Source organism: Variovorax paradoxus (assembly GCF_029919115.1).
Classification (GTDB): Bacteria; Pseudomonadota; Gammaproteobacteria; order Burkholderiales; family Burkholderiaceae_C; genus Variovorax; species Variovorax paradoxus_O.
Map to the genome: position 1 here is coordinate 534,185 of NZ_CP123990.1, position 18,399 is coordinate 552,583.

Below are 18,399 nucleotides of genomic sequence, written 5' to 3' on the forward strand. Positions count from 1 at the left end.
CGCGGTGTCCCCGCGCTCAGGTCCTGATCTTGCCGTCCGCCGTGATCATCGACAGCTCGACAAATTTCGAGCCGACGTGGTTCTTGGGCGAGAACGACACCTCGAAGCCGCCGAACTGCTGGCGGTCGATGCTTTCGAGCCCTGTGATGAGACCGTCGCGCGAGGCCTTGCCCGGTGCGCGGCGCAGGCCCTCTGTGAGCACCTTGGCGGCGAGGTAGCCTTCCATGCTCGAGAAATTGGCGCTCGCCGAGGCGCCCGCCTTCTTGACCGCGTCGCTGAACTCGCGCGTGATCGCGTTGGCGGGGTTGTAGGGCGAGGGCACCACCTGCGTCACCATCACGCCCGCGCCGCCCTTGCCCAGCTCGTCGGCGAGCGCCTGCGTGCCCACGAAAGACACATTGAAGAAGGTGCCGCCGTAGCCGGCCTTGCGCGCCTCGCGGATGAAGGCCGCGCACGCCTTGTAGGCACCCACCTGAACCACCGCGTCGGGGCGTGCCGCCACGATGCTTTTCACCGCCGCAGCCACGTCGACCGAATTGCGCTCCACAGTGGCCAGCGCCACCGGCTTGAGGTCCTGCTGCGACAGCGCCAGCGTCACGCCGTCGAGGCCGGCCTTGCCGTAGGCGTCGTTCTGATAGAAGACCGCGATCTTCTTCAGGTTGAGGTGGGTGAGCTGCTTCACGATCAGCGCGGTCTCGTCGTTGTACGACGCGCGCAGGTGGAACACGTTCTTGTGGAACGGTTCGCGCAGCGACATGGCGCCGGTGAACGGCGCCACGAAAGGCACCTTGTCCTTTACCGCAAGCGGCAGCGCTGCCATGCTGGTGGGCGTGCCGATGTAGCCGAACAGGGCGAACACGTCTTCGTCGATCAGCTTCTGCGTGTTGGCAGCGCAGCGCTCGGGCTCGTAGCCGTCGTCCAGGTTCTTGATGACCACCTGGCGGCGGCCGGGCTGGGCGTTGTACTGGTCCAGGAACAGCTTGGCGCCCTGGTGGAACTGGATGCCAAGCTGCGCTGCCGGGCCGGTGAAGGGTGCCGATTGGCCCAGCACGAGCGGCGTGTCGCCCTGTGCCCTGGCCAGCTGGAAACCACCCAGCGCGGCCGCACCCGTGGCCAGTGAAAAATGTCTGCGATTCATCATGGTGAAAACCTCTTCGCGTTGCCGCGCACTATCTGGAAAACTTTAGACTTGCCGGATGGACGATGCCCCGGTCTCTGCAACTACTGTTCTCCCCACCGAAACTTCCACAGTCCTGGGCGCCTGCCCGCATGACTGTCCGGACACCTGCGCGCTGGTCACCACCGTCAAGGACGGGGTGGCCGTAAAGCTGCAGGGCAATCCGGCCCATTCGCACACGGGCGGCGTCCTTTGCACCAAGGTTTCACGCTATATCGAACGCAACAGCCATGCCGATCGCCTCGTGCAGCCCATGAAGCGCACCGGTCCGAAGGGCTCTGGCCAGTTCGAACCCGTCAGCTGGGACGCCGCTCTTGACGACATCGCCGCGCATCTTCGTGCATTGCAGACGGATCCGGAAACAATTGTGCCTTATAGTTACGCTGGCACCATGGGTCTCGTGCAGGGCGAGTCGATGGATCGGCGTTTTTTCCACAAATTGGGCGCCACGCTGCTCGACCGCACCATTTGCTCCATGGCCGGCGGCGAGGCCATGGTCTACACCTTGGGCGCCAAGATCGGCATGCGGATCGAGTTCTTTGCCGAGGCAAAGCTCATCCTGATCTGGGGCAGCAACTCCATTGCGAGCAACCTGCATTTCTGGCGCCATGCGCAGGCCGCCCGGCGCGCGGGGGCCCGGCTGGTGTGCATCGATCCCCGCAAGACGGAAACCGCCGACAAGTGCGACGAGCACGTTGCCTTGCTGCCCGGCACCGACGCGGCGCTGGCCCTGGCGCTGATGCACGAGCTCATCGTGCACGACTGGCTCGACCACGGCTACATCGAAAACCACACCCTTGGCTGGGAACAGCTGCGCGAGCGCGCCTTGCAATGGCCGCCGTCGCGTGCCGCTGCCGTGTGCGGCGTGCCCGAGGCGCAGATCGTGGCGTTGGCTGAGGCCTATGGCACCACCAAGCCCGCCGCCATTCGCCTGAACTACGGCATGCAGCGCGTGCGCGGCGGCGGCAACGCGGCGCGCGCCATTGCCTGCCTGCCGGCGTTGGTGGGCGCATGGCGCGACCGCGCGGGCGGGCTTCTGCTGAGCAGTTCGGGCCACTTTCCGGCCGATCGCGCCGCGCTGCAGCGCCCCGACCTGCTTGCGGGGCGCCAGCCGCGCACCGTCAACATGAGCACCATCGGCGATGCGCTGCTCGACCAGGCCAAGCCGGTGAAGGCCATCGTGGTCTACAACAGCAACCCGGTCGCGGTGGCGCCCGAGTCGGGCAAGGTGGTGGCGGGCTTTGCGCGCGAAGACCTGTTTACCGTGGTGCTGGAGCAGTTCCAGACCGACACCGCCGACTACGCCGACTACCTGCTGCCGGCCACCACCCAGCTCGAGCATTGGGACATCCACTGCAGCTACGGCCACACCGACGTGCTGCTGAACCGCCCCGCGGTCGCGCCGCGCGGCGAGGCGCGCAGCAACGCCTGGATCTTCCGCGAGCTGGCGCGCCGCATGGGCTTCGACGAGCCCTGCTTTTCCGAAGACGACGAGTCGCTGTGCCGCACCGCCTTTGCGCCCGGCGCCGTCGACTACGAAGAGTTGCTGTCGCAGGGCTTCACCAGCCTGCCGTTGCCCGAGGCGCCTTTTGCGGAGGGCAAGTTCCCGACGCCCTCGGGCCGCTGTGAATTCTTCAGCGCACGGCTCCAGGCGCAGGGCATGGACGGGCTGCCCGACCACGTGCCCAACTACGAACCGGCGGGCGGCTCCGCCGAATTTCCGCTCGCGATGATTTCGCCGCCTGCGCGCAACTTTCTCAATTCGACCTTCGTCAACGTCACGAGCCTGCGCGCCATCGAAGGCGAGCCGCTGCTCGAGATTCATGAGGCCGACGCCGCCGCCCGCGGCATCGAGAACGGCGCCACGGTGCGCGTGTTCAACGGCCGCGGCGAGCACTGCTGCCGCGCCGAAGTCTCGCGCCGCGCGCGGCCCGGCGTGGTGCATGGCATGGGCATCTGGTGGCGCAAGCTCGGCATGGACGGCACCAACGTCAACCAGCTCACCAGCCAGCGCCTGACTGACATCGGGCGTGCCCCGACCTTCTACGACTGTCTGGTCGAAGTGGAGCGTGTTGCTCCGTCGCCGCTCTCTTCCTCCGGGAGAGGGCTGGGGTGAGGGCTGCCCCCGCATCCGCGCTGGCCGCCGCGCTGATGTTGCTGAGCGGCTGCGCCGATCTCGGCTACTACTGGCAATCGGCCAGCGGCCACATCGGCATCATGCGGGCCGCCAAGCCGGTGCCCGAGTGGCTGGCCGATCCAAGTGTTTCGCAGCCGCTGAAAGCCAAGCTCGAACTCGCGCAGCGCATCCGCCGCTTTGCGGTGACCGAACTGTCGCTGCCGGACAACCCGAGCTACACCTCGTACGCCGACCTGCACCGGCGCGCCGCGGTATGGAACGTGGTGGCGGCCCCGCCGTATTCGCTTACCCTCAAGAACTGGTGTTTTCCGGTGGCGGGATGCGTGGGCTACCGCGGCTACTACGACGAGGCCGGGGCCAAGGCCGAAGCCGAGGCGCAAAGCGCCAAGGGCCTGGAAACCGCCGTCTACCCCGTGCCGGCGTATTCCACGCTGGGCTGGATGAACTGGGCCGGCGGCGATCCGCTGCTTTCCACCTTCATCGGCTACCCCGAAGGCGAGCTGGCGCGCATCGTGTTCCACGAGCTCGCGCACCAAGTGCTCTACGTGCCCGGAGACACGGTCTTCAACGAGTCGTACGCCACGGCGGTGGAACGCATCGGCGGTGCCGTGTGGCTGCAACGCGAAGCCAGCGAGGCCGCGCGCAGCGAATATGCGCGCTTCGATGCGCAGCGCCAGCAGTTCCGGGCGCTGGCCCTCAACACGCGCCGAGCGCTCAACCAGGTGTACGAATCCGCGCAGGCCAAGGCCGGCGACTGGGCGGCGGTCGACGCCATGAAAAAGGCGGCGATGGACGACTTTCGCGAGCGCTATGCCGGGCTGCGCGCAGAATGGCAGGGGCCGCGCCAGGGTGCGTACGACCTCTGGGTGGCCCGTGCCAACAACGCGAGCTTTGCAGCCCAGGGTGCCTACGACGACCTGGTGCCCGGCTTCGAGGCGCTGTTCGAACGCGAGGGGCGCAACTGGCCGCGCTTCTACAAGGAGGTGCGCCGCATTGCCGCGCTACCCTCCATGGAGGAGCGGCGCCACGCATTGCAGGCGGCCACCGGCGTCCTGCAGACGAACAATTCCATCCACAAGAACCAAGACGACCACGGAGATCACGGTGCCTGACATCCATATCGAACGAAACCACGCGCTGGGCATTGCCGGCGCACGCGAAATCGCACGCCAATGGATGCAGCAGGTCGAGCAGGACTACGGCCTGGAATGCACCTACACCGAAGGCGAGACCCACGACGTTGCGCAGTTCAGCCGCGCGGGCATCGACGGCACCGTGGAGGTCACGGCCAACACGCTCACGCTGGAGGCCACGCTGGGTTTTCTGTTCAGCAGCTTCAGCGACCAGATCGAGCAGAAAATTGCGAAGAACCTCGACGCGCTGCTCGATGCGCCGGGCGGCAAAAGCCGCTTTGCCTGACGGCTCTTCGACGCAGCGGCTTCAGACGATGGTGTAGCCGCCGTCCACCGGCAGCGCCGCACCGCTGATCATCGATGCGCCGTCGGAGAGCAGAAACAAGACGGGCGCCACCACTTCATCGACCTGCGCAAACCGCCCGAGCGGAATGTTCCTGAGCGCAGCCGCACTCTTTGCGGGATCGGCCCAGGCCTGCTCGGCCATGGGCGTGAGCGTGACGGTCGGGTTCACGCTGTTCACGCGAATGCCGTGCGGCCCAAGCTCAAGGCACAGCGAACGCGTGATCGCATCCATGGCGGCCTTCGACGCGCAATAGCAAAGGTGCGCATCGAGCGCGACCAGCGAAGCCTGGCTCGACACATTGACGATGCTGCCGCGCACGCCGGCCGAGACCATCGCCTTGCCGCAGCGCGAGGCCACCAGCGCCGCGGCGCGCGCGTTGACGGCCATCACGGTGTCGAAACTCTCGGGCTGGAAGTCGAACGCCGATTCGAGCAATGCGATACCGGCGCAGTTCACCACGAGATCGAAGGCTGGCAACGCTGCGAGTTCTCGTTCCAGGGCGGCCGCATCTTCGATGTCGATCACCAGTGGGGTGCAACCGGCTTCTGTGTGCAGGGCATCGAGTGCCGAGGCGTTGCGGCCCACGGCCGTGACCGATGCGCCTGATTGTGCGAGCCGTACTGCTACTGCGCGGCCGATGCCGCTGCTGGCGCCGGTGACGAGGGCGCGTTTGGCGGAGAAGTCGAAGGAGGTTTTCATGTCGGTTGTTGTTTAGTGTGGTGGCGTGGGGTGCGCTGGGATGCATTCAGGGCGTGTGCAAAGGCCACCGGGTACTCCCCTCCGCGAATGTCCCCCGGGGCTGCGCCCCTCCCTCCGCGAATGTCCCCCGGGGCTGCGCCCCTCCTCCTTTATTTCGCTGCGGGGAGTACCCGATGCCCTGTGCACCTGGACGCACTGCTGGTGTACCGCTGATCAACCACCGCTCTTTGCAACCCTCACGTCGATGGGGTGCCTTGCGCAGCGAAATAAAGGAGGAGGCCGCAGGCCGGGGGACATTCGCGGAAAGGAGGAGGCCGCAGGCCGGGGGACATTCGCGGAGAAAGGTACCCCGTCGGCGGGTGCGCACCCAGAATGCCTTCCAGCACCGCGAACCGCACGACAAGAATTCATTTCAGCCCATGCATCGCGTCACGCAATGCGGGATAAAGAGATTTGTAGATATCGAAGCGCCTGCGATAGATCGCCTGCACTTCAGGTTGCGGCCGCGCGCGTTCCACCAGCGTGACCCACCCGCGCTCTGCAACCGCGGCATCCACCAGCCCCGCACCAAGCGCGGCGAGCATTGCAGCGCCGACGGCCGCCTCGACTTCTTCCTCGATCGTGAACACCGGGTAGCCCGTGATGTCCGCGACGATCTGCATCCAGAGGTCCGAATGCGCCGCGCCGCCGACCACGATCAGGCGGTCGTCCAGCGGTTGTCCGCTTTGTCGGCCGGACTCGATGTTGTGCTGCAGGGCGAAGCTCACGCCTTCGAGCACCGCGCGGTACAGGTGCGCGCGGCTGTGCGCGAGCGAGAGGCCGATGAACGCGCCCTTGGCTTGCGCATCCCAGATGGGGCTGCGTTCGCCCATCATGTAGGGCAGGAAGACCAGGCCTTCCGCGCCGGGCGGCACGTCGACCGCCTCGCGTTCGATGACTGCATGCGCATCTTCGCCGGTACGTGCGGCCTCGGCCACTTCGGCTTGGCAGAAGGTCTCGCGAAACCAGGTGACGGCCGCACCTGCCGTGATGGCACCACCAAACACATAGCTGCGGTCTGCGCCCCGGTACACATGAGGCATGGTGATGAGCTTGTGGCGCGCATCCACCGTGGGGCTCACGAAGCCCCAGCACATGCTGGTGCCGATCATCGCGACGTGGTCGCCGCTGCCGGTCACGCCGGCACAGAACGTGGCCACGGCTGCATCCACGCCGCCGGTCATGAGCGGCATGCCTTCGGCAAGGCCCAGCTTGGCGGCCCATTCGGCGCTCAGCCCGCCGACCACGTCGCTCGATTCGACCAGGCGCGGCGGCATCATGCGCGCCGGAATGCCGAGCATGTCGAGCGCTTCTTCCGACCAGCTGCGCTGCGCCGCGTCGTACACGCCGCCGATGTTGCCGGCCGAGCTGTGGTCGACCGCGAGCTCTCCGGTGAGCCGCCAATTGACATAGCTGTTGGGCGGCAGGAAGTACCGTGTTTTCGCCCATACCTCGGGCAGGTGCTCGCGAATCCACAGCATCTTGGTGAAGCCGTAGTAGCTGTCGATGCCGTTGCCGGTAATGGCTTGCAGCCGCGCCACATCGACGGTCGCGTTCACCGCATCGACTTCTGCCGTGGCGCGGCGGTCCATCCAGATCAGGCACGGATGCAGCGGCTGCATCGCCTCGTCGACCGGGATGCCCGCGCCGCCGTAGAGGCTGCTCACGCACATGGCGGCAATCTCGGCTGGCGCGATGCCGCTCTTCGCGACGCAGGCGCGCACGCTCTCACACACTGCATCGAACCACACTTCGCAGTCTTGCTGCGCCCACAGCGGCTTCGGCGTCTCCGGCTGGTAGGCCACGCTGCTTTGCGAAAGCACCCTGCCGTCGATACCCACCAGCAGGCACTTGGTGCTCTGCGTGCCGATGTCGACACCGATCACGTACTTCATGGCGACACCGTCTTTCAGGACCTGGGCTGCGGCTTGAGCAGCACCTTGATCGAATCGAGGGAGTTGGCCAGTTTGAAGGCGCGCTCCCACTCGGTCAACGGAAAGTCGTGCGTCACGATGCCCTTCGAGGTGACGAGCCCGCGCGCCAGCAGGTCGATGGCAATCGGGTAGCAGTAGGGCCCCAGGTGCGCGCCGCGCACGTCGAGCTCCTTGCGGTCGCCGATGATCGACCAGTCGGCGCTCGTCTCCGAGCCGAACACGCTGAACTCGACAAAACGGCCGAGCTTGCGGATCATGTCCAGCCCCTGCGTCACGCCGATGGGCGCGCCCGTGGTCTCGATGTACACGTCGCAGCCGTAGCCCTCGGTCAGGCCCTTGACGATCGCATCGGCGTTCTCGGTCTTCGGGTTGATCGTCACGTCGGCGCCGAACTGCTTCGCGAGCGCGAGCCGCTCGGGCACGAGGTCGATCACGATCAGCTTCTTCGGCGTCTTGAGCGCCGCCGCCTGCACCATCATCAGCCCGAGCGGGCCGGCACCCGCGATCACCACCACGTCGTCGAGCTGGATGTCGCCGCGGTTCACCGTGTGGATCGCGCACGAGAGCGGCTCGATGATGGCTGCGTCTTCCAGCGAAATGCCGTCGGGAATCTTGTGCACGCGCGAGGTCGGCGGCAGGCGCATGTAGTCGGCCATGCCGCCGTCGGCCACGACGCGCTGGAAGCCGAAGATGTTGTGCACTTCGCACATCCAGTATTTGCCCGATGTGCAGAAGCGGCATTTGTCGCAGGGCACGATCTGCTCGGCGATCACGCGGTCGCCCTTCTCGACGCCGAAGTGCTCGGCCGCGCCTTCGCCGAGTGCCTCCACGTAGCCGAAGAATTCATGGCCCGGAACCACGGGTGCCTTGACCCACGAGGGCTGCCCATCGCCGCCCCAGAACATCTTTGCGCCCGAATGGCATTTGCAATCGGAGGCGCAGATACCGCAGGCTGCGATGGAGATCAGCAGCTCGTTCGGGCCGATGGCGGGCACCTCGACGGTTTCGAGCCGGTAGTCCTTCGGGCCGTGGCAGACGACGGCCTGCATGGCGGCGAGCTTTCCGATCGCGCCCGATGCGCCGGGCTGGAGTTTTTGGTACGACATGGGTTCCTTGTGGTCAGGGTTGTGTTGGGTTTGGTTTTTCTCCCTCCCCTTCCGGGGGATACGACATGGGTTCCTTGTGGTCAGGGTTGTGTTGGGTTTGGTTTTTCTCCCTCCCCTTCCGGGGGAGGGCAGGGGTGGGGGCAAGCAGCGTCAACAATGGGCACGCCCTGCCTGCCCCTCCCCCGGAAGGGGAAGGAGCACGAAGAAGGCGTCAGCGCTTGGCTTCCCGGCTGATGAAGATCGCGAGCAAGACAATGCCGCCCTTGATGATCAGTTGCAGGTACGGCGACACGCCGATCATGTTGAGACCGTTGTTCAGCACGCCCAGCAAGAGCGCACCGACCAGCGTGCCCACGATGGCGCCGCGCCCGCCGGCAATGGAAGTGCCGCCCATCACCACCGCCGCAATGGCGTCGAGCTCGAAGCCCACGCCCACGCCGGGCTGCCCGCTCGTGACGCGCGCCGCCTGCACGATGCCGGCCACGGCTGCGGTGAAACCGCTCAGCGCATACACCAGCAGCTTGTAGCGCGACACGCGCACGCCCGAGAGCCGCGTCGCTTCCTCATTGCCGCCGATGGCATACACATAGCGGCCGAACGGCGCCATGTTGAGCAGCACATAGGCAACCAGGTAGGTGGCCAGCATGATGAGGATCGGCACCTTGATGCCCGCCAGCACGCCGCCGCCCAGAAAGGCGAACGACTCCGGCAATCCGTCGATCGGATAGCCGCCGGTGTAGATCAGCGCAATGCCTCGCGCAATGCCCATCGTGGCCAACGTCACGATGATCGGCGGCATGCGAAGGTAAGCCACGCAGTAGCCGTTGAAGAGGCCGATCACCGCGCCCACGGCCAGCCCGAGCGGCACCGCAAGCATCGGCGGCAGCCCGAACTGCACCATCATTCCCGAGGCCAGCGTGCCTGAGAGCGCCACCACCGCACCCACCGAGAGATCGATGCCGCCGGTGAGGATGGCGGCGGTCATGCCCACCGCGATGATCGCGTTGATCGACGATTGCAGCGCGATGTTCTGCAGGTTGCCCCACGAGAGAAAGTTGTCGGTCGCAACGATCATGAAGACCGAGATCGCGACCAGGCCGACCAGTGGAAGAAAAGCGGTCGAGCGGCGCAGCTGCGTGAACAATCCGCCGTCGGGCGTGGGCGGTGTAGGGTGGATGGCGGTTGCATTCATTGCAGGCCTCCTGTCGTTGCGTGGCGCATGATGTCGCCGGAGTTGATGGAGTCGCCCTCGAGCGTGGCCACGATGGACCCGCCTGAAAAAACAGCGACGCGGTCGCACATGCCCACGATCTCGGGCAGCTCGCTCGAAATCATGATGATGGCCTTGCCCTGCTGCGTAAGGTCGCGCATCAGGCTGTAGATCTCCGCCTTGGCGCCCACGTCGATGCCGCGCGTGGGCTCGTCGAAGATCAGCACTTCGCAGTCGTGGTCGAGCCAGCGCGCAATCACCACCTTCTGCTGATTGCCGCCCGAGAGCGTCGCCACGCGCGTCTCGACGCTAGGAGCCTTCACACCCACACGCTTCGAGAGCTCGGCGGCCGACTGCTTCTCCGACTTCTGGCTCACGAGCCCGGCGCTCTTGTGCTTGCCCAGGTTGTTCATCGAAATGTTGAAGCGAATCGTGAAGTCGGTGATCAGCCCCTCGACTTTTCGGCTCTCGGGCAGCAGGCCGATGCCGTTCTCCAACGCCTGCGTCGGATCGTTCAGGTGCACCGGCTTGCCGTTGCGCAGCACCGTCTTGCGGTGCACGCGGTCAGCGCCCATCATTCCCAGCGCCAGTTCGGTGCGGCCCGAGCCTACGAGCCCTGCAAAGCCAAGAATTTCGCCTTCGTGCAAATCGAAGCTGTTCACCGGCCCGCCCTTGGCAAGCTGGATCTCCGGCACTTCGAGCACCTTGCGCCTGCGCGGCGCGGGCTGTGGCTTGGGCGGAAAGTTGTGCTCGATCTTGCGGCCGACCATCATCTCGACCAGCGCGTTCACGTCGGTCGCGCCCACGTCCGCGTGCCCGGCATTCGCGCCGTCGCGCAGCACGCTGATGCGGTCGCACACCTCGAAGATTTCGTCCAGATGGTGCGAGATGAAGATCATCGCCACGCCCTTGGCGCGCAGCTCCCGCATGATCTTGAATAGGTGGCCGGCCTCGTTGGGTGTGAGCGTGGCGGTGGGTTCGTCGAGCACCAGCAGCCGCGCCTTCAGCGACAGCGCCTTGCCGATTTCCACGAACTGCTGCTGCGCCACCGAGAGCCGGCAGATCGGCACGTCGAGGTCGATCTGCACGCCCAGCTCCTCGAAGATCGACTGTGCGGAGCGCTTCATGGCGGCCCTGTCGAGCAGCCCGAACCGATTCTTCAGATAGCGGCCGAGAAAAATGTTCTCCACCGCGTTCAGGTACGGAATGAGGCTGAACTCCTGGAAGATGATGCCCACGCCCGCCGCGATCGCATCGCCGTAGCCCGCGAACTGCCGCTCGCGGCCGTCGATGAAGATGCGGCCCTCGTCGGCCTGGTAGATGCCGCCGAGAATCTTCATCAGCGTCGACTTGCCCGCACCGTTCTCGCCGAGCAGCGCGTGCACCTCGCCCTTGCGGATCGACAGGTCGATGCCCGAGAGCGCCTTCACGCCCGGAAAGCGCTTGGACACGCCTTCCAGCCGGAGCATCTCTTCTGCGGAGGAGGTCATGGCCAATGCGGGTTACCAGCTGAAGGTCTTCGCGCCTTCGGCGTCGATCAGCTTCACGTCCACCGGCACCGCGGCCGGCACGTTCGCGCCCCACTTCTTGGCCAGCGCAATGCCGACGGCCAGGCGAATCTGGTCGCGCGGGTATTGCGCAGTGGTGGCAATGAACTTCGAGTTGGGCTTCTGCATGGCCTTGATGGCTTCGGGTGCTCCGTCCACGCTCGCGAGCTTCACGTCCTTGCCGCTGGCTTCGATGGCGGCGAGCGCGCCCATCGAGCCGCCGTCGTTCACGCTGAAGATGCCCTTCAGGTCCTTGTTGGCCTGCAGGATGTTCTCGGTCACGGTGAGCGCGGTGGCGCGCTCCTGCTTGCCGTTCTGCGTGCTCACCACCTTGATGCCGGGGTACTTGGCGAGCGCTTCGCGGCAGCCCTTCACGCGCTCCAGGATCGGCACGACCGGAATGCCGTCGAGAATGGCCACGTCGCCTTTCTCGCCGATGTTCTTCGCCAGGTATTCGCAGGCCAGGCGGCCGGCATCGAGGTTCTTCGAACCCACGAACGAATCGACCGGCCCCTGCGCATTGGCATCCACCGCCACCACGATCACGCCTGCCTTCTTGGCCGAGCGCACCGCCGACTGCACGCCGGTGGAGTCGGTCGGGTTCAGCAGCAGGATGTCGATCTTCTTCTGGATCATGTCTTCCACGTCGCCGATCTGCTTGGATACGTCATGCCGCGCGTCGGTGGTGACCACGGTGGCGCCGATGCTGGCCGCGGCTTCTTCGAGCGCCTGCTTCATCGTCACGAAGTAGGGGTTGTTCAGCTCCTGGAAAGTCATGCCGATGCGCAGCGGCTGCTTTGGCGTTTGCGCCTGCACGGCAGAGGCGCCGCAGACCAGCGCGGCAAGGACGGCGGTGGCTTTGAGAAAGTTCTTCATGGTGCTGTGTCTCCTGGTTTGTGATGGCTGTCGAAAAACTCGGGGCAAAGGCGCCCCCGCGCGGCGCTCGAAGCGCCGCGCCGATGAGGGCACGGAAACAGGGAAGAAAGCCGGCTACGGCGGATTTGCGGCACGCGAGGCCGCGGCCTGCATGCGATGGAAACTGCGGAACTTCGTCGGCGGCATGCGCTTGTGCAGCAGGAACTGGCGGTTGAAGTTCGACACGTTGTTGAAGCCCACGTCCATGCAGACGTCGAGCACCGGTTTTTCGCTGCTGGTGAGCAGCTCGCAGGCGCGGCTGATGCGCAGGCGGTTCACATAGCGCACGAATGACTGGCCCGTGTGCTTGCGGAACGAGCGCGAGAAGGCGCTCGGGCTCTGGCCCACCAGCTCGGCCAGCATCGGCTCGCGCAGGTCGTCGCCCAGGTTGGCCGCAATATGCGCCAGCACGTTGTTGATGGCGTGCGACATGAAGGCCTTGGGGTCGGGCTTGAACGCCGGGCTCGCGAGCCGCTGGCGGTCGTTGCTGCCCTCCAGCAGTTCGAGCAACGACAGCAGCAGGATCACCCGGCGCAGTCCGCGTGCTTCGAGCAGCGCTTCCATGATCGGCTTGGCCGTGACGGCTGTTTCCGCCGAGAAGAGAAGGCCCGAGCCGGCCTCGGCCAGCAGCGGGCCGATGCGGGCGAACTCCGGAAAGGTGGCCGCCATCCGGTCGACCAGCCCGGCCGGAAACTGGATCACGATGCCGCGCCGCTCGACGCTCTGGCCCGCGGGCACGTCGCTGATCCAGTTGTGCGGCAGGTCGGGGCCCATCAGCACCAGGTTGCCCGGCTCGAAGTGGCCGACGTGGTCGCCCACGAAGTACACGCCGCGCGTTTCCACGATCAGCTGGATTTCGTACTCGGGATGGAAATGCCAGCGCACCGTGCGATACGGATAGCCGTGGGCCCAGGCGGTGAACGATTCATCTCCGCGGACTTCGACGATTTCCAGATCGGGTTGCATGGCGTTTTCTCGTCTCCTTGTTGTGGCTTGCAGCGTATGGCAGTGGGCGGACTGTACGAACCGCCCCGGACGCCCACAACCAGAGTTGGAGGTCGAAACTGATACTTTTTTGACGCTCGGGTGAGTTGCAGCACCCAGGCATTGCGGTGCAGCAAGCGGCTTTCTCCTCGGGGGAAGGCCCTTCTGCCAATGCGATTGCTGCACTGCGGAAAACACGGGAGAGGCCGTGTCAAGAATTCATAGGTGTTTTCCCGCCCCGAGGGCGCTGCCCGGCGCTACGGCACACTCGGGCTTCATGACCCACACGTCTTCTTCGCCCGCCGAGTCAGCAGTTGCCGGTCCCCTGGCCGGCCTCAAGGTCGTCGAACTCGGGCAACTCATCGCCGGGCCTTTCGCGGCACGCACATTGGCCGACTTCGGGGCCGAGGTCATCAAGATCGAACCACCCGGCGCGGGCGATCCGCTGCGCACGTGGCGGCTGTTGAAAGACGGCACCTCGGTCTGGTGGCAGGTGCAGTCGCGCAACAAGCGCTCGCTCGCGCTCGACTTGCGCCAGGCCGAGGCACAGGCCATCGTGCGGCAGCTGGCCGCCGAGGCCGACGTGCTGATCGAGAACTTCCGCCCCGGCGCAATGGAAGGCTGGGGCCTGGGGCCCGACGAGCTCCTGGCCGCGAACCCTGCGCTCGTGATGCTGCGCATCAGCGGCTACGGCCAGACCGGCCCCTACCGCGACCGCCCCGGTTTCGGCGTGGTGGCCGAGGCCATGGGCGGGCTGCGCCACCTCACGGGCGAACCGGGGCGCGTGCCGGTGCGGGTGGGCGTTTCAATCGGCGACACGCTGGCTTCATTGCACGGCGTGATCGGCGTGCTCATGGCCATGCAGCACCGCCACGCCACGGTGAGCGCCGAATATCCCAAAGGCAGGGGGCAAGTGGTGGACGTGGCGCTGTATGAGGCCGTCTTCAACTGCATGGAAAGCCTGCTGCCCGAATACAGCGCGTTCGGTGCGGTGCGCGAGGCGGCCGGCAGCGCGCTGCCCGGCATTGCGCCCACCAACGCCTACCGCTGCGCCGACGGCGGCTATGCCATCGTGGCGGGCAACGGCGACGGCATCTTCCGCCGGCTGATGGAATGCATCGGCCGGCCCGACCTTGCCGCCGATCCGGCGCTGGCCGGCAACGCCGGCAGGGTGGCGCAGGTGGAAATGCTCGATGCCGCCATCGGCGACTGGGCCGCGCAGCGCACGGTGGACGAGGTGCTTGCCGCCCTCGATGCGGCGCACGTGCCTGCGGGCCGCATCTACACCGTTGCCGACATTGCGGCCGACCCGCACTACGCCGCGCGCGGCATGCTGCAGCAGGTGCGCATGGCGGACGGCAGCACGCTCGCCGTGCCGGGCTTCGTGCCCAAGCTCTCGCTCACGCCGGCCGGCCACCGGCACAACGCGCCTGCGCTCGGCGCGGACACCGATGCCGTGCTGAAGGAGATCGGGCTTACCGCAGAGCAGATCGCCGCGCTCCACGAACGCGGCATCGTCGGCTGAAGGGTGGAGGTCAGCCGCGCAGCGACTCGATCAGATCGATGTACTTCTGCTTGGCCTCATCGGCGCTCAAGCCCTTTTGCGCGGTCCACGCATCCCACTTGGCGCGGGCCACGATGTCGCTGAAGCTCGGCTTCTTGGCGGTGTTGTCGCCTTCGGTGGCCTGCTTGAAAAGGCCGTAGATCTTGAGCAGCGTCGGGTTGTCGGGGCGCTCGGCCAGCAGCTTGGAGTTGGCCTGGGCGGCTTCGAATTGGGCGTTGAGGTCGGACATGGGGGCGAGGGCAATAAAGGCTCGATCTTATGGCCGATGACCGGGAGTCGTCGCCAGGAAGGCGGGCCGCCGATCCGATGTAGGTACGATACCCGGCCCCTTTCTACCGGCCGCGCCCCATGGATCCATCGTCTCGACATCTTGCCTTTCACGGCGCCATCGTTCTGCTTTTCGGCCTGCTCCTTGGCGCGCCCTATGCCCGAGCCATCAAGCGCGGGGATGCCGCGCATATCGTCAACTCGTGGCGTGTGGCGCATCTGAGCCTGCCGATCGGCGCGGTGTTGATGCTTGCCGTTGCGGCGTTGCTTCCTGCGTTGGTTGTTTCCGTGCCTGTGCAGTGGATCATTGCGGTTGCGCTGATCGTCTCTGCTTACGGGTTTTGCCTTTCCACGCCATTGGCTGCGATCACAGGTCAGCGCGGGCTGGAGGCCGGCGGCTCGGGTCCAGCACGGTGGGTTTACATCGGCAACATGGTCGGAGCCGGGGCTTCCATCGTTGCTGCAGTTGCGCTCCTGTACGCCACTTTCAGGGCGCTCTGACAACACGTTTCAGTCCGACAACCCGGCCCGCGCCAGCTCCACGTCCAGCCGTTCCTTTGCGTCCACCGGCTCCAGCGCCGCAGCCTTTTCGTACAGCTGCGTGGCCTCGCCCATGCGCGCGTCGCCGTGCAGCATGAGCAGCGCGCGGCCGTATTCCATCAGCGCGCTGGCCGAATGGGGGTTCAGCGCGAGGCCGCGCTCGAACAGCTCGACCGAAACGTCGGCCCGCACGCCGTAGGTCATGCGCCCGACCAGCGCGCCCACCTTGTCGATCACCTCGGCATGGAAGGCGGCCAGTGCGATGTGCGCGTCGGCATGGTCCGGCTGCAGCTCTATCACCCGTTCGAGCGCGCCCTTGAGCTTGCTGCCAAGGCCTTGCGCCAGCGCGCGCGCCACGCTGATGCCCTGGCTGTAGCGGCCCAGGGCGTAGGCCTGCCAGTAGAGCGCCTGGCAGTTGTCGGGTTCTGCCGTGGCCTGCGCACCGGCGCGTTCGATGACCTGGCGGAACATCGAAAGCCGCACCGATTCGCGGGGCTCGAGATAGTTGGCGTAGATGGCGGTGGCCTGGTTGGCCAGCACCAGCCCCTCGGGTCCGTGCAGCAAGCCGAGCGCGGCGGCACGCTCGAACTCCCCGCTGTGGTACAGCGCCCAGCCGTCCGCCAGCGGATGCTCGCTCTCCGGTGGCGGCAAGGGGTGGCCGGCATGCAGGCGCGGCCACTGCAAAAGCGCGGTCCGCGCGTCGTAGCGCGGCACGTCCGCATACGGCAGCGGCGTCCAGGGTTCCGCGGGTGCCGCCGCGGCAACGGGGCCGGCGGACATCAGCGAGAGCGGTTTGAAGTCTTGATGGGGCATGGTCATCTAGGCCGCCAGATCGATGGGGGCAACCGACGGCGCGTCGCTTGCCGGATCTTCGCCGCTGTAGGCGTTGCTGAGTGTCAGCAAATGCCTCCGCTGGTCGCGTCCGAGGTAGGGTGCGAGCAGGTGCAGCGTGTGCTGCCCGCCACGCATCAGCGCACCCTGCGCATGCGCGGGTTCGAGCGCCTCGCGCGGGTTGCGCACGTATTCGTAGCTCAGCCAGTAGGTCAGCACCACCACCATGCTCTGCGCCAGCGTGTCGACCTCGTGGGCGTCGATGTCGAGGTGCCCGGCCCGGCTCAGCCCCGCGATGAGCACGCGGATGGCGCGCGCCTTGTTTTTCAGCACCAGCTGGAATTGCGTTTCGAGATGCCGGTTCTTGCTGAGCAGGTCGTTCAGGTCGCGGTACAGGAAGCGGTAGCGCCAGATCAGCTCGAACAGGCTGTGCATGAAGAACCATGCGTCTTCCACATCGTGCACGCCTTCGCTGGCATGCAGGAGCTCGTTGAGCTCGGCCTCGTAGCTTTCGTAGAGCTTGTTGATCAGCTCTTCCTTGGCGGGGTAGTGGTAGTAGAGATTGCCGGGACTGATGTTGAGCTCGCCCGCCACCAGCGTGGTGGAGACGTTCGGCTCCCCGAAGCGGTTGAACAGCTCCAGTGCGGCTTCGAGGATGCGTTGCGCTGTGCGGCGTGGCGCCTTCTTGGCCATGTCAGTCCCCGTTTTTGTCTTGTGGGGACACTCTAGCGTATGTGCCCCGCACCTTGAACGGGCAGGGCAATGTTTTGCGGCAGCGTGCGTTTGTGCAGTGCCGCAAACGGAAGGGGTGGCTACCCCTTGTGGCCGGAGTTGGCTTGCCTAGCCGGCCTTGGTGCTGCGCCGCACGGTCTTCTTTGTGGCGGCTGCGGGCGCCGCACTGCGGCCGGCCGTCTTGCGGCTCGCCCGTGCGGGGGCAGCGGCGGGTGCCGGCTTGTTCCCGCCGCGTTGCAGTTCGGCTTCGAGTGCCGCCACGCGGGCTTGCAGCGCAGCGTAATCGGCGGCCGAAGGCAAGCCGAGCTTTTCGAGGGCGCGCGCCACGCGCTCTTCAAAGATGTTTTCGAGCTTGCCCCACTGCCCCGCGGCCTTGGTGCCGAATTCGCTCGCAAAGCCGGCCATGCGCGTCTGCGCCTGAGCAAGCGTTTCCTCGGCGGCGGCCTGGGTTTTCTTCTGCATGCCGGCACCGTCTTTCACCAGCGCCTCGAAAGCCTTGCTGCCTTCCTGCTGCATCTTGGCAAAGGCGCCGAGCCCCGCCAGCCAGATCTGCTGGGCGGAATCCTTGATGCGGTCGGAGCCCTTGTTGTTGCCGGTTTCGTCGTCCTGGGTAGCCATGCGGAATGTTCCTGTGAAAACAATCGGGCTACTCTAGCCGCAAGCTGCCTCTCTCATTAGAGCTTCATGCCTATCAGCGCGGCCCCGGCCGGGGCCAGCGGTCAGGCCTTGCCTGCAGCCCGGCTGGCGTCCAGGTGGGCCTTGGCTCGCTCGGCCAGCGCCATTTCACCCGGGGTGCCGGGCACATAGGGCTGCACCGGCAGCGGCCGGCCGTGCGAGTCGACCGAGACGAAGACGATCAGGCACTCGGTGGTCTTGTCCATGGTGCCGCCCTTCATGTCGCCGCTGCGCACCTCCACCGAGATGTTCATGCTGGTGGTGCCGGTATAGGCCAGGCGGGCTTCCACCTCGACCAGGTCGCCGATCATGATCGGGTGGTGAAAGCGGATGCTGCCGATGAACGCCGTCACGCAGTAGCGCTTGGCCCAGCTGGTGGCACAGGCGTAGCCGGCTTCGTCGATCCACTTCATGACGGTGCCGCCATGAACCTTGCCGCCGAAGTTGACGGTGCTGGGCTCGGCCAGAAATCGAAGGGTAATGGAGGACATGCGCCGCCTTTTTGTGGGCTGTGTTGGTCGGAGCCCCGATTATGCGAGCGCGCGGCGCTGCCAATGCGCGCC

Annotated in this window: 18 protein-coding genes; 5 read left to right on the forward strand and 13 right to left on the reverse strand. The window is 66.1% G+C overall.

Annotated elements, in window-relative coordinates; all coding sequences use genetic code 11:
• Positions 1–16: 16 nt before the first annotated feature.
• Positions 17–1,141: an ABC transporter substrate-binding protein gene (locus QHG62_RS02490; protein ID WP_281149251.1), complete on the reverse strand. Its 1,125-nt coding sequence runs from the start codon at positions 1,139–1,141 to the stop codon at positions 17–19.
• Between the two features lie 55 nt (positions 1,142–1,196).
• On the opposite strand from QHG62_RS02490, the gene QHG62_RS02495 reads away from it, so the two are divergent.
• From QHG62_RS02495 to QHG62_RS02505, 3 genes are read left to right on the forward strand one after another with little or no spacing between them, the layout of a single operon-like run.
• The gene (locus tag QHG62_RS02495; protein ID WP_281149252.1) at positions 1,197–3,293 is read left to right on the forward strand and encodes a molybdopterin-containing oxidoreductase family protein; all 2,097 of its coding nucleotides are present in this window, start codon (positions 1,197–1,199) and stop codon (positions 3,291–3,293) included.
• Positions 3,290–4,426, forward strand: a complete 1,137-nt coding sequence (locus QHG62_RS02500; RefSeq protein ID WP_281149253.1) for an aminopeptidase — start codon at positions 3,290–3,292, stop codon at positions 4,424–4,426. The genes QHG62_RS02495 and QHG62_RS02500 overlap by 4 nt, the downstream gene beginning before the upstream one ends.
• On the forward strand, positions 4,419–4,733 hold the full coding sequence (locus QHG62_RS02505; RefSeq protein ID WP_281149254.1) for a polyhydroxyalkanoic acid system family protein: 315 nt from the start codon (positions 4,419–4,421) through the stop codon (positions 4,731–4,733). Before QHG62_RS02500 ends, QHG62_RS02505 begins: the two co-directional genes overlap by 8 nt.
• 21 nt (positions 4,734–4,754) lie before the next feature.
• Here the strand turns inward: QHG62_RS02505 and QHG62_RS02510 are convergent, their stop codons facing one another.
• From QHG62_RS02510 to QHG62_RS02540, 7 genes are all read right to left on the reverse strand, one after another.
• On the reverse strand, positions 4,755–5,492 hold the full coding sequence (locus tag QHG62_RS02510; protein ID WP_281149255.1) for an SDR family oxidoreductase: 738 nt from the start codon (positions 5,490–5,492) through the stop codon (positions 4,755–4,757).
• 407 nt (positions 5,493–5,899) lie between these two features.
• The gene (locus tag QHG62_RS02515) at positions 5,900–7,426 is read right to left on the reverse strand and encodes an FGGY-family carbohydrate kinase (RefSeq protein ID WP_281149256.1); all 1,527 of its coding nucleotides are present in this window, start codon (positions 7,424–7,426) and stop codon (positions 5,900–5,902) included.
• 14 nt (positions 7,427–7,440) lie between these two features.
• Positions 7,441–8,571 (reverse strand): alcohol dehydrogenase catalytic domain-containing protein, encoded by a 1,131-nt coding sequence (locus QHG62_RS02520; RefSeq protein WP_281149257.1) that lies wholly within the window; start codon positions 8,569–8,571, stop codon positions 7,441–7,443.
• 211 nt (positions 8,572–8,782) lie between these two features.
• On the reverse strand, positions 8,783–9,763 hold the full coding sequence (locus QHG62_RS02525) for an ABC transporter permease (RefSeq protein WP_281149258.1): 981 nt from the start codon (positions 9,761–9,763) through the stop codon (positions 8,783–8,785).
• Positions 9,760–11,271: a sugar ABC transporter ATP-binding protein gene (locus tag QHG62_RS02530; RefSeq protein ID WP_281149260.1), complete on the reverse strand. Its 1,512-nt coding sequence runs from the start codon at positions 11,269–11,271 to the stop codon at positions 9,760–9,762. The genes QHG62_RS02525 and QHG62_RS02530 overlap by 4 nt, the downstream gene beginning before the upstream one ends.
• Before the next feature lie 12 nt (positions 11,272–11,283).
• Positions 11,284–12,204 carry an ABC transporter substrate-binding protein gene (locus tag QHG62_RS02535; protein WP_281149261.1) on the reverse strand — a complete coding sequence of 307 codons (921 nt, stop codon included), beginning with the start codon at positions 12,202–12,204 and terminating at the stop codon, positions 11,284–11,286.
• 114 nt (positions 12,205–12,318) lie between these two features.
• On the reverse strand, positions 12,319–13,209 hold the full coding sequence (locus QHG62_RS02540) for an AraC family transcriptional regulator (RefSeq protein ID WP_281149262.1): 891 nt from the start codon (positions 13,207–13,209) through the stop codon (positions 12,319–12,321).
• Between the two features lie 295 nt (positions 13,210–13,504).
• Between QHG62_RS02540 and QHG62_RS02545 the strand changes: the two genes are divergently transcribed.
• A complete protein-coding gene (locus QHG62_RS02545; protein ID WP_281149263.1) occupies positions 13,505–14,752 on the forward strand; it encodes a CaiB/BaiF CoA transferase family protein in 1,248 nt (415 codons plus the stop codon).
• Between the two features lie 10 nt (positions 14,753–14,762).
• On the opposite strand, the gene QHG62_RS02550 is transcribed toward QHG62_RS02545, so the two are convergent.
• Positions 14,763–15,020, reverse strand: coding sequence for an acyl-CoA-binding protein (locus tag QHG62_RS02550; RefSeq protein WP_281149264.1), 258 nt, complete (start codon positions 15,018–15,020; stop codon positions 14,763–14,765).
• 119 nt (positions 15,021–15,139) lie between these two features.
• Here QHG62_RS02550 and QHG62_RS02555 point away from each other — a divergent pair, with 119 nt between their 5' ends.
• Positions 15,140–15,559 carry a hypothetical protein gene (locus QHG62_RS02555; RefSeq protein ID WP_281149265.1) on the forward strand — a complete coding sequence of 140 codons (420 nt, stop codon included), beginning with the start codon at positions 15,140–15,142 and terminating at the stop codon, positions 15,557–15,559.
• Positions 15,560–15,568: 9 nt separating this feature from the next.
• Here the strand turns inward: QHG62_RS02555 and QHG62_RS02560 are convergent, their stop codons facing one another.
• The 4 genes from QHG62_RS02560 to QHG62_RS02575 all read right to left on the reverse strand — a co-directional run bounded on the left by QHG62_RS02560 (position 15,569) and on the right by QHG62_RS02575 (position 18,327).
• A complete protein-coding gene (locus QHG62_RS02560; protein WP_281151474.1) occupies positions 15,569–16,411 on the reverse strand; it encodes a hypothetical protein in 843 nt (280 codons plus the stop codon).
• A 6-nt stretch (positions 16,412–16,417) separates the two neighbouring features.
• Positions 16,418–17,122 (reverse strand): TetR/AcrR family transcriptional regulator, encoded by a 705-nt coding sequence (locus tag QHG62_RS02565; protein WP_258503565.1) that lies wholly within the window; start codon positions 17,120–17,122, stop codon positions 16,418–16,420.
• 147 nt (positions 17,123–17,269) lie between these two features.
• Positions 17,270–17,779: a phasin family protein gene (locus QHG62_RS02570; RefSeq protein ID WP_281149266.1), complete on the reverse strand. Its 510-nt coding sequence runs from the start codon at positions 17,777–17,779 to the stop codon at positions 17,270–17,272.
• Positions 17,780–17,880: 101 nt separating this feature from the next.
• Positions 17,881–18,327 carry an acyl-CoA thioesterase gene (locus QHG62_RS02575; protein WP_281149267.1) on the reverse strand — a complete coding sequence of 149 codons (447 nt, stop codon included), beginning with the start codon at positions 18,325–18,327 and terminating at the stop codon, positions 17,881–17,883.
• Positions 18,328–18,399 lie beyond the last annotated feature (72 nt).

What these genes read in the sequence shown, in the direction of transcription:
- QHG62_RS02525 (WP_281149258.1), bottom strand. Translation starts at nt 9,763, where the DNA reads ATGAATGCAACCGCCATCCACCCTACACCGCCCACGCCCGACGGCGGA.
- QHG62_RS02515 (WP_281149256.1), bottom strand. Translation starts at nt 7,426, where the DNA reads ATGAAGTACGTGATCGGTGTCGACATCGGCACGCAGAGCACCAAGTGC.
- QHG62_RS02510 (WP_281149255.1), bottom strand. Translation starts at nt 5,492, where the DNA reads ATGAAAACCTCCTTCGACTTCTCCGCCAAACGCGCCCTCGTCACCGGC.
- QHG62_RS02535 (WP_281149261.1), bottom strand. Translation starts at nt 12,204, where the DNA reads ATGAAGAACTTTCTCAAAGCCACCGCCGTCCTTGCCGCGCTGGTCTGC.
- QHG62_RS02560 (WP_281151474.1), bottom strand. Translation starts at nt 16,411, where the DNA reads ATGCCCCATCAAGACTTCAAACCGCTCTCGCTGATGTCCGCCGGCCCC.
- QHG62_RS02530 (WP_281149260.1), bottom strand. Translation starts at nt 11,271, where the DNA reads ATGACCTCCTCCGCAGAAGAGATGCTCCGGCTGGAAGGCGTGTCCAAG.
- QHG62_RS02520 (WP_281149257.1), bottom strand. Translation starts at nt 8,571, where the DNA reads ATGTCGTACCAAAAACTCCAGCCCGGCGCATCGGGCGCGATCGGAAAG.
- QHG62_RS02540 (WP_281149262.1), bottom strand. Translation starts at nt 13,209, where the DNA reads ATGCAACCCGATCTGGAAATCGTCGAAGTCCGCGGAGATGAATCGTTC.
- QHG62_RS02570 (WP_281149266.1), bottom strand. Translation starts at nt 17,779, where the DNA reads ATGGCTACCCAGGACGACGAAACCGGCAACAACAAGGGCTCCGACCGC.
- QHG62_RS02545 (WP_281149263.1), top strand. Translation starts at nt 13,505, where the DNA reads ATGACCCACACGTCTTCTTCGCCCGCCGAGTCAGCAGTTGCCGGTCCC.
- QHG62_RS02490 (WP_281149251.1), bottom strand. Translation starts at nt 1,141, where the DNA reads ATGATGAATCGCAGACATTTTTCACTGGCCACGGGTGCGGCCGCGCTG.
- QHG62_RS02555 (WP_281149265.1), top strand. Translation starts at nt 15,140, where the DNA reads ATGGATCCATCGTCTCGACATCTTGCCTTTCACGGCGCCATCGTTCTG.
- QHG62_RS02550 (WP_281149264.1), bottom strand. Translation starts at nt 15,020, where the DNA reads ATGTCCGACCTCAACGCCCAATTCGAAGCCGCCCAGGCCAACTCCAAG.
- QHG62_RS02565 (WP_258503565.1), bottom strand. Translation starts at nt 17,122, where the DNA reads ATGGCCAAGAAGGCGCCACGCCGCACAGCGCAACGCATCCTCGAAGCC.
- QHG62_RS02495 (WP_281149252.1), top strand. Translation starts at nt 1,197, where the DNA reads ATGGACGATGCCCCGGTCTCTGCAACTACTGTTCTCCCCACCGAAACT.
- QHG62_RS02575 (WP_281149267.1), bottom strand. Translation starts at nt 18,327, where the DNA reads ATGTCCTCCATTACCCTTCGATTTCTGGCCGAGCCCAGCACCGTCAAC.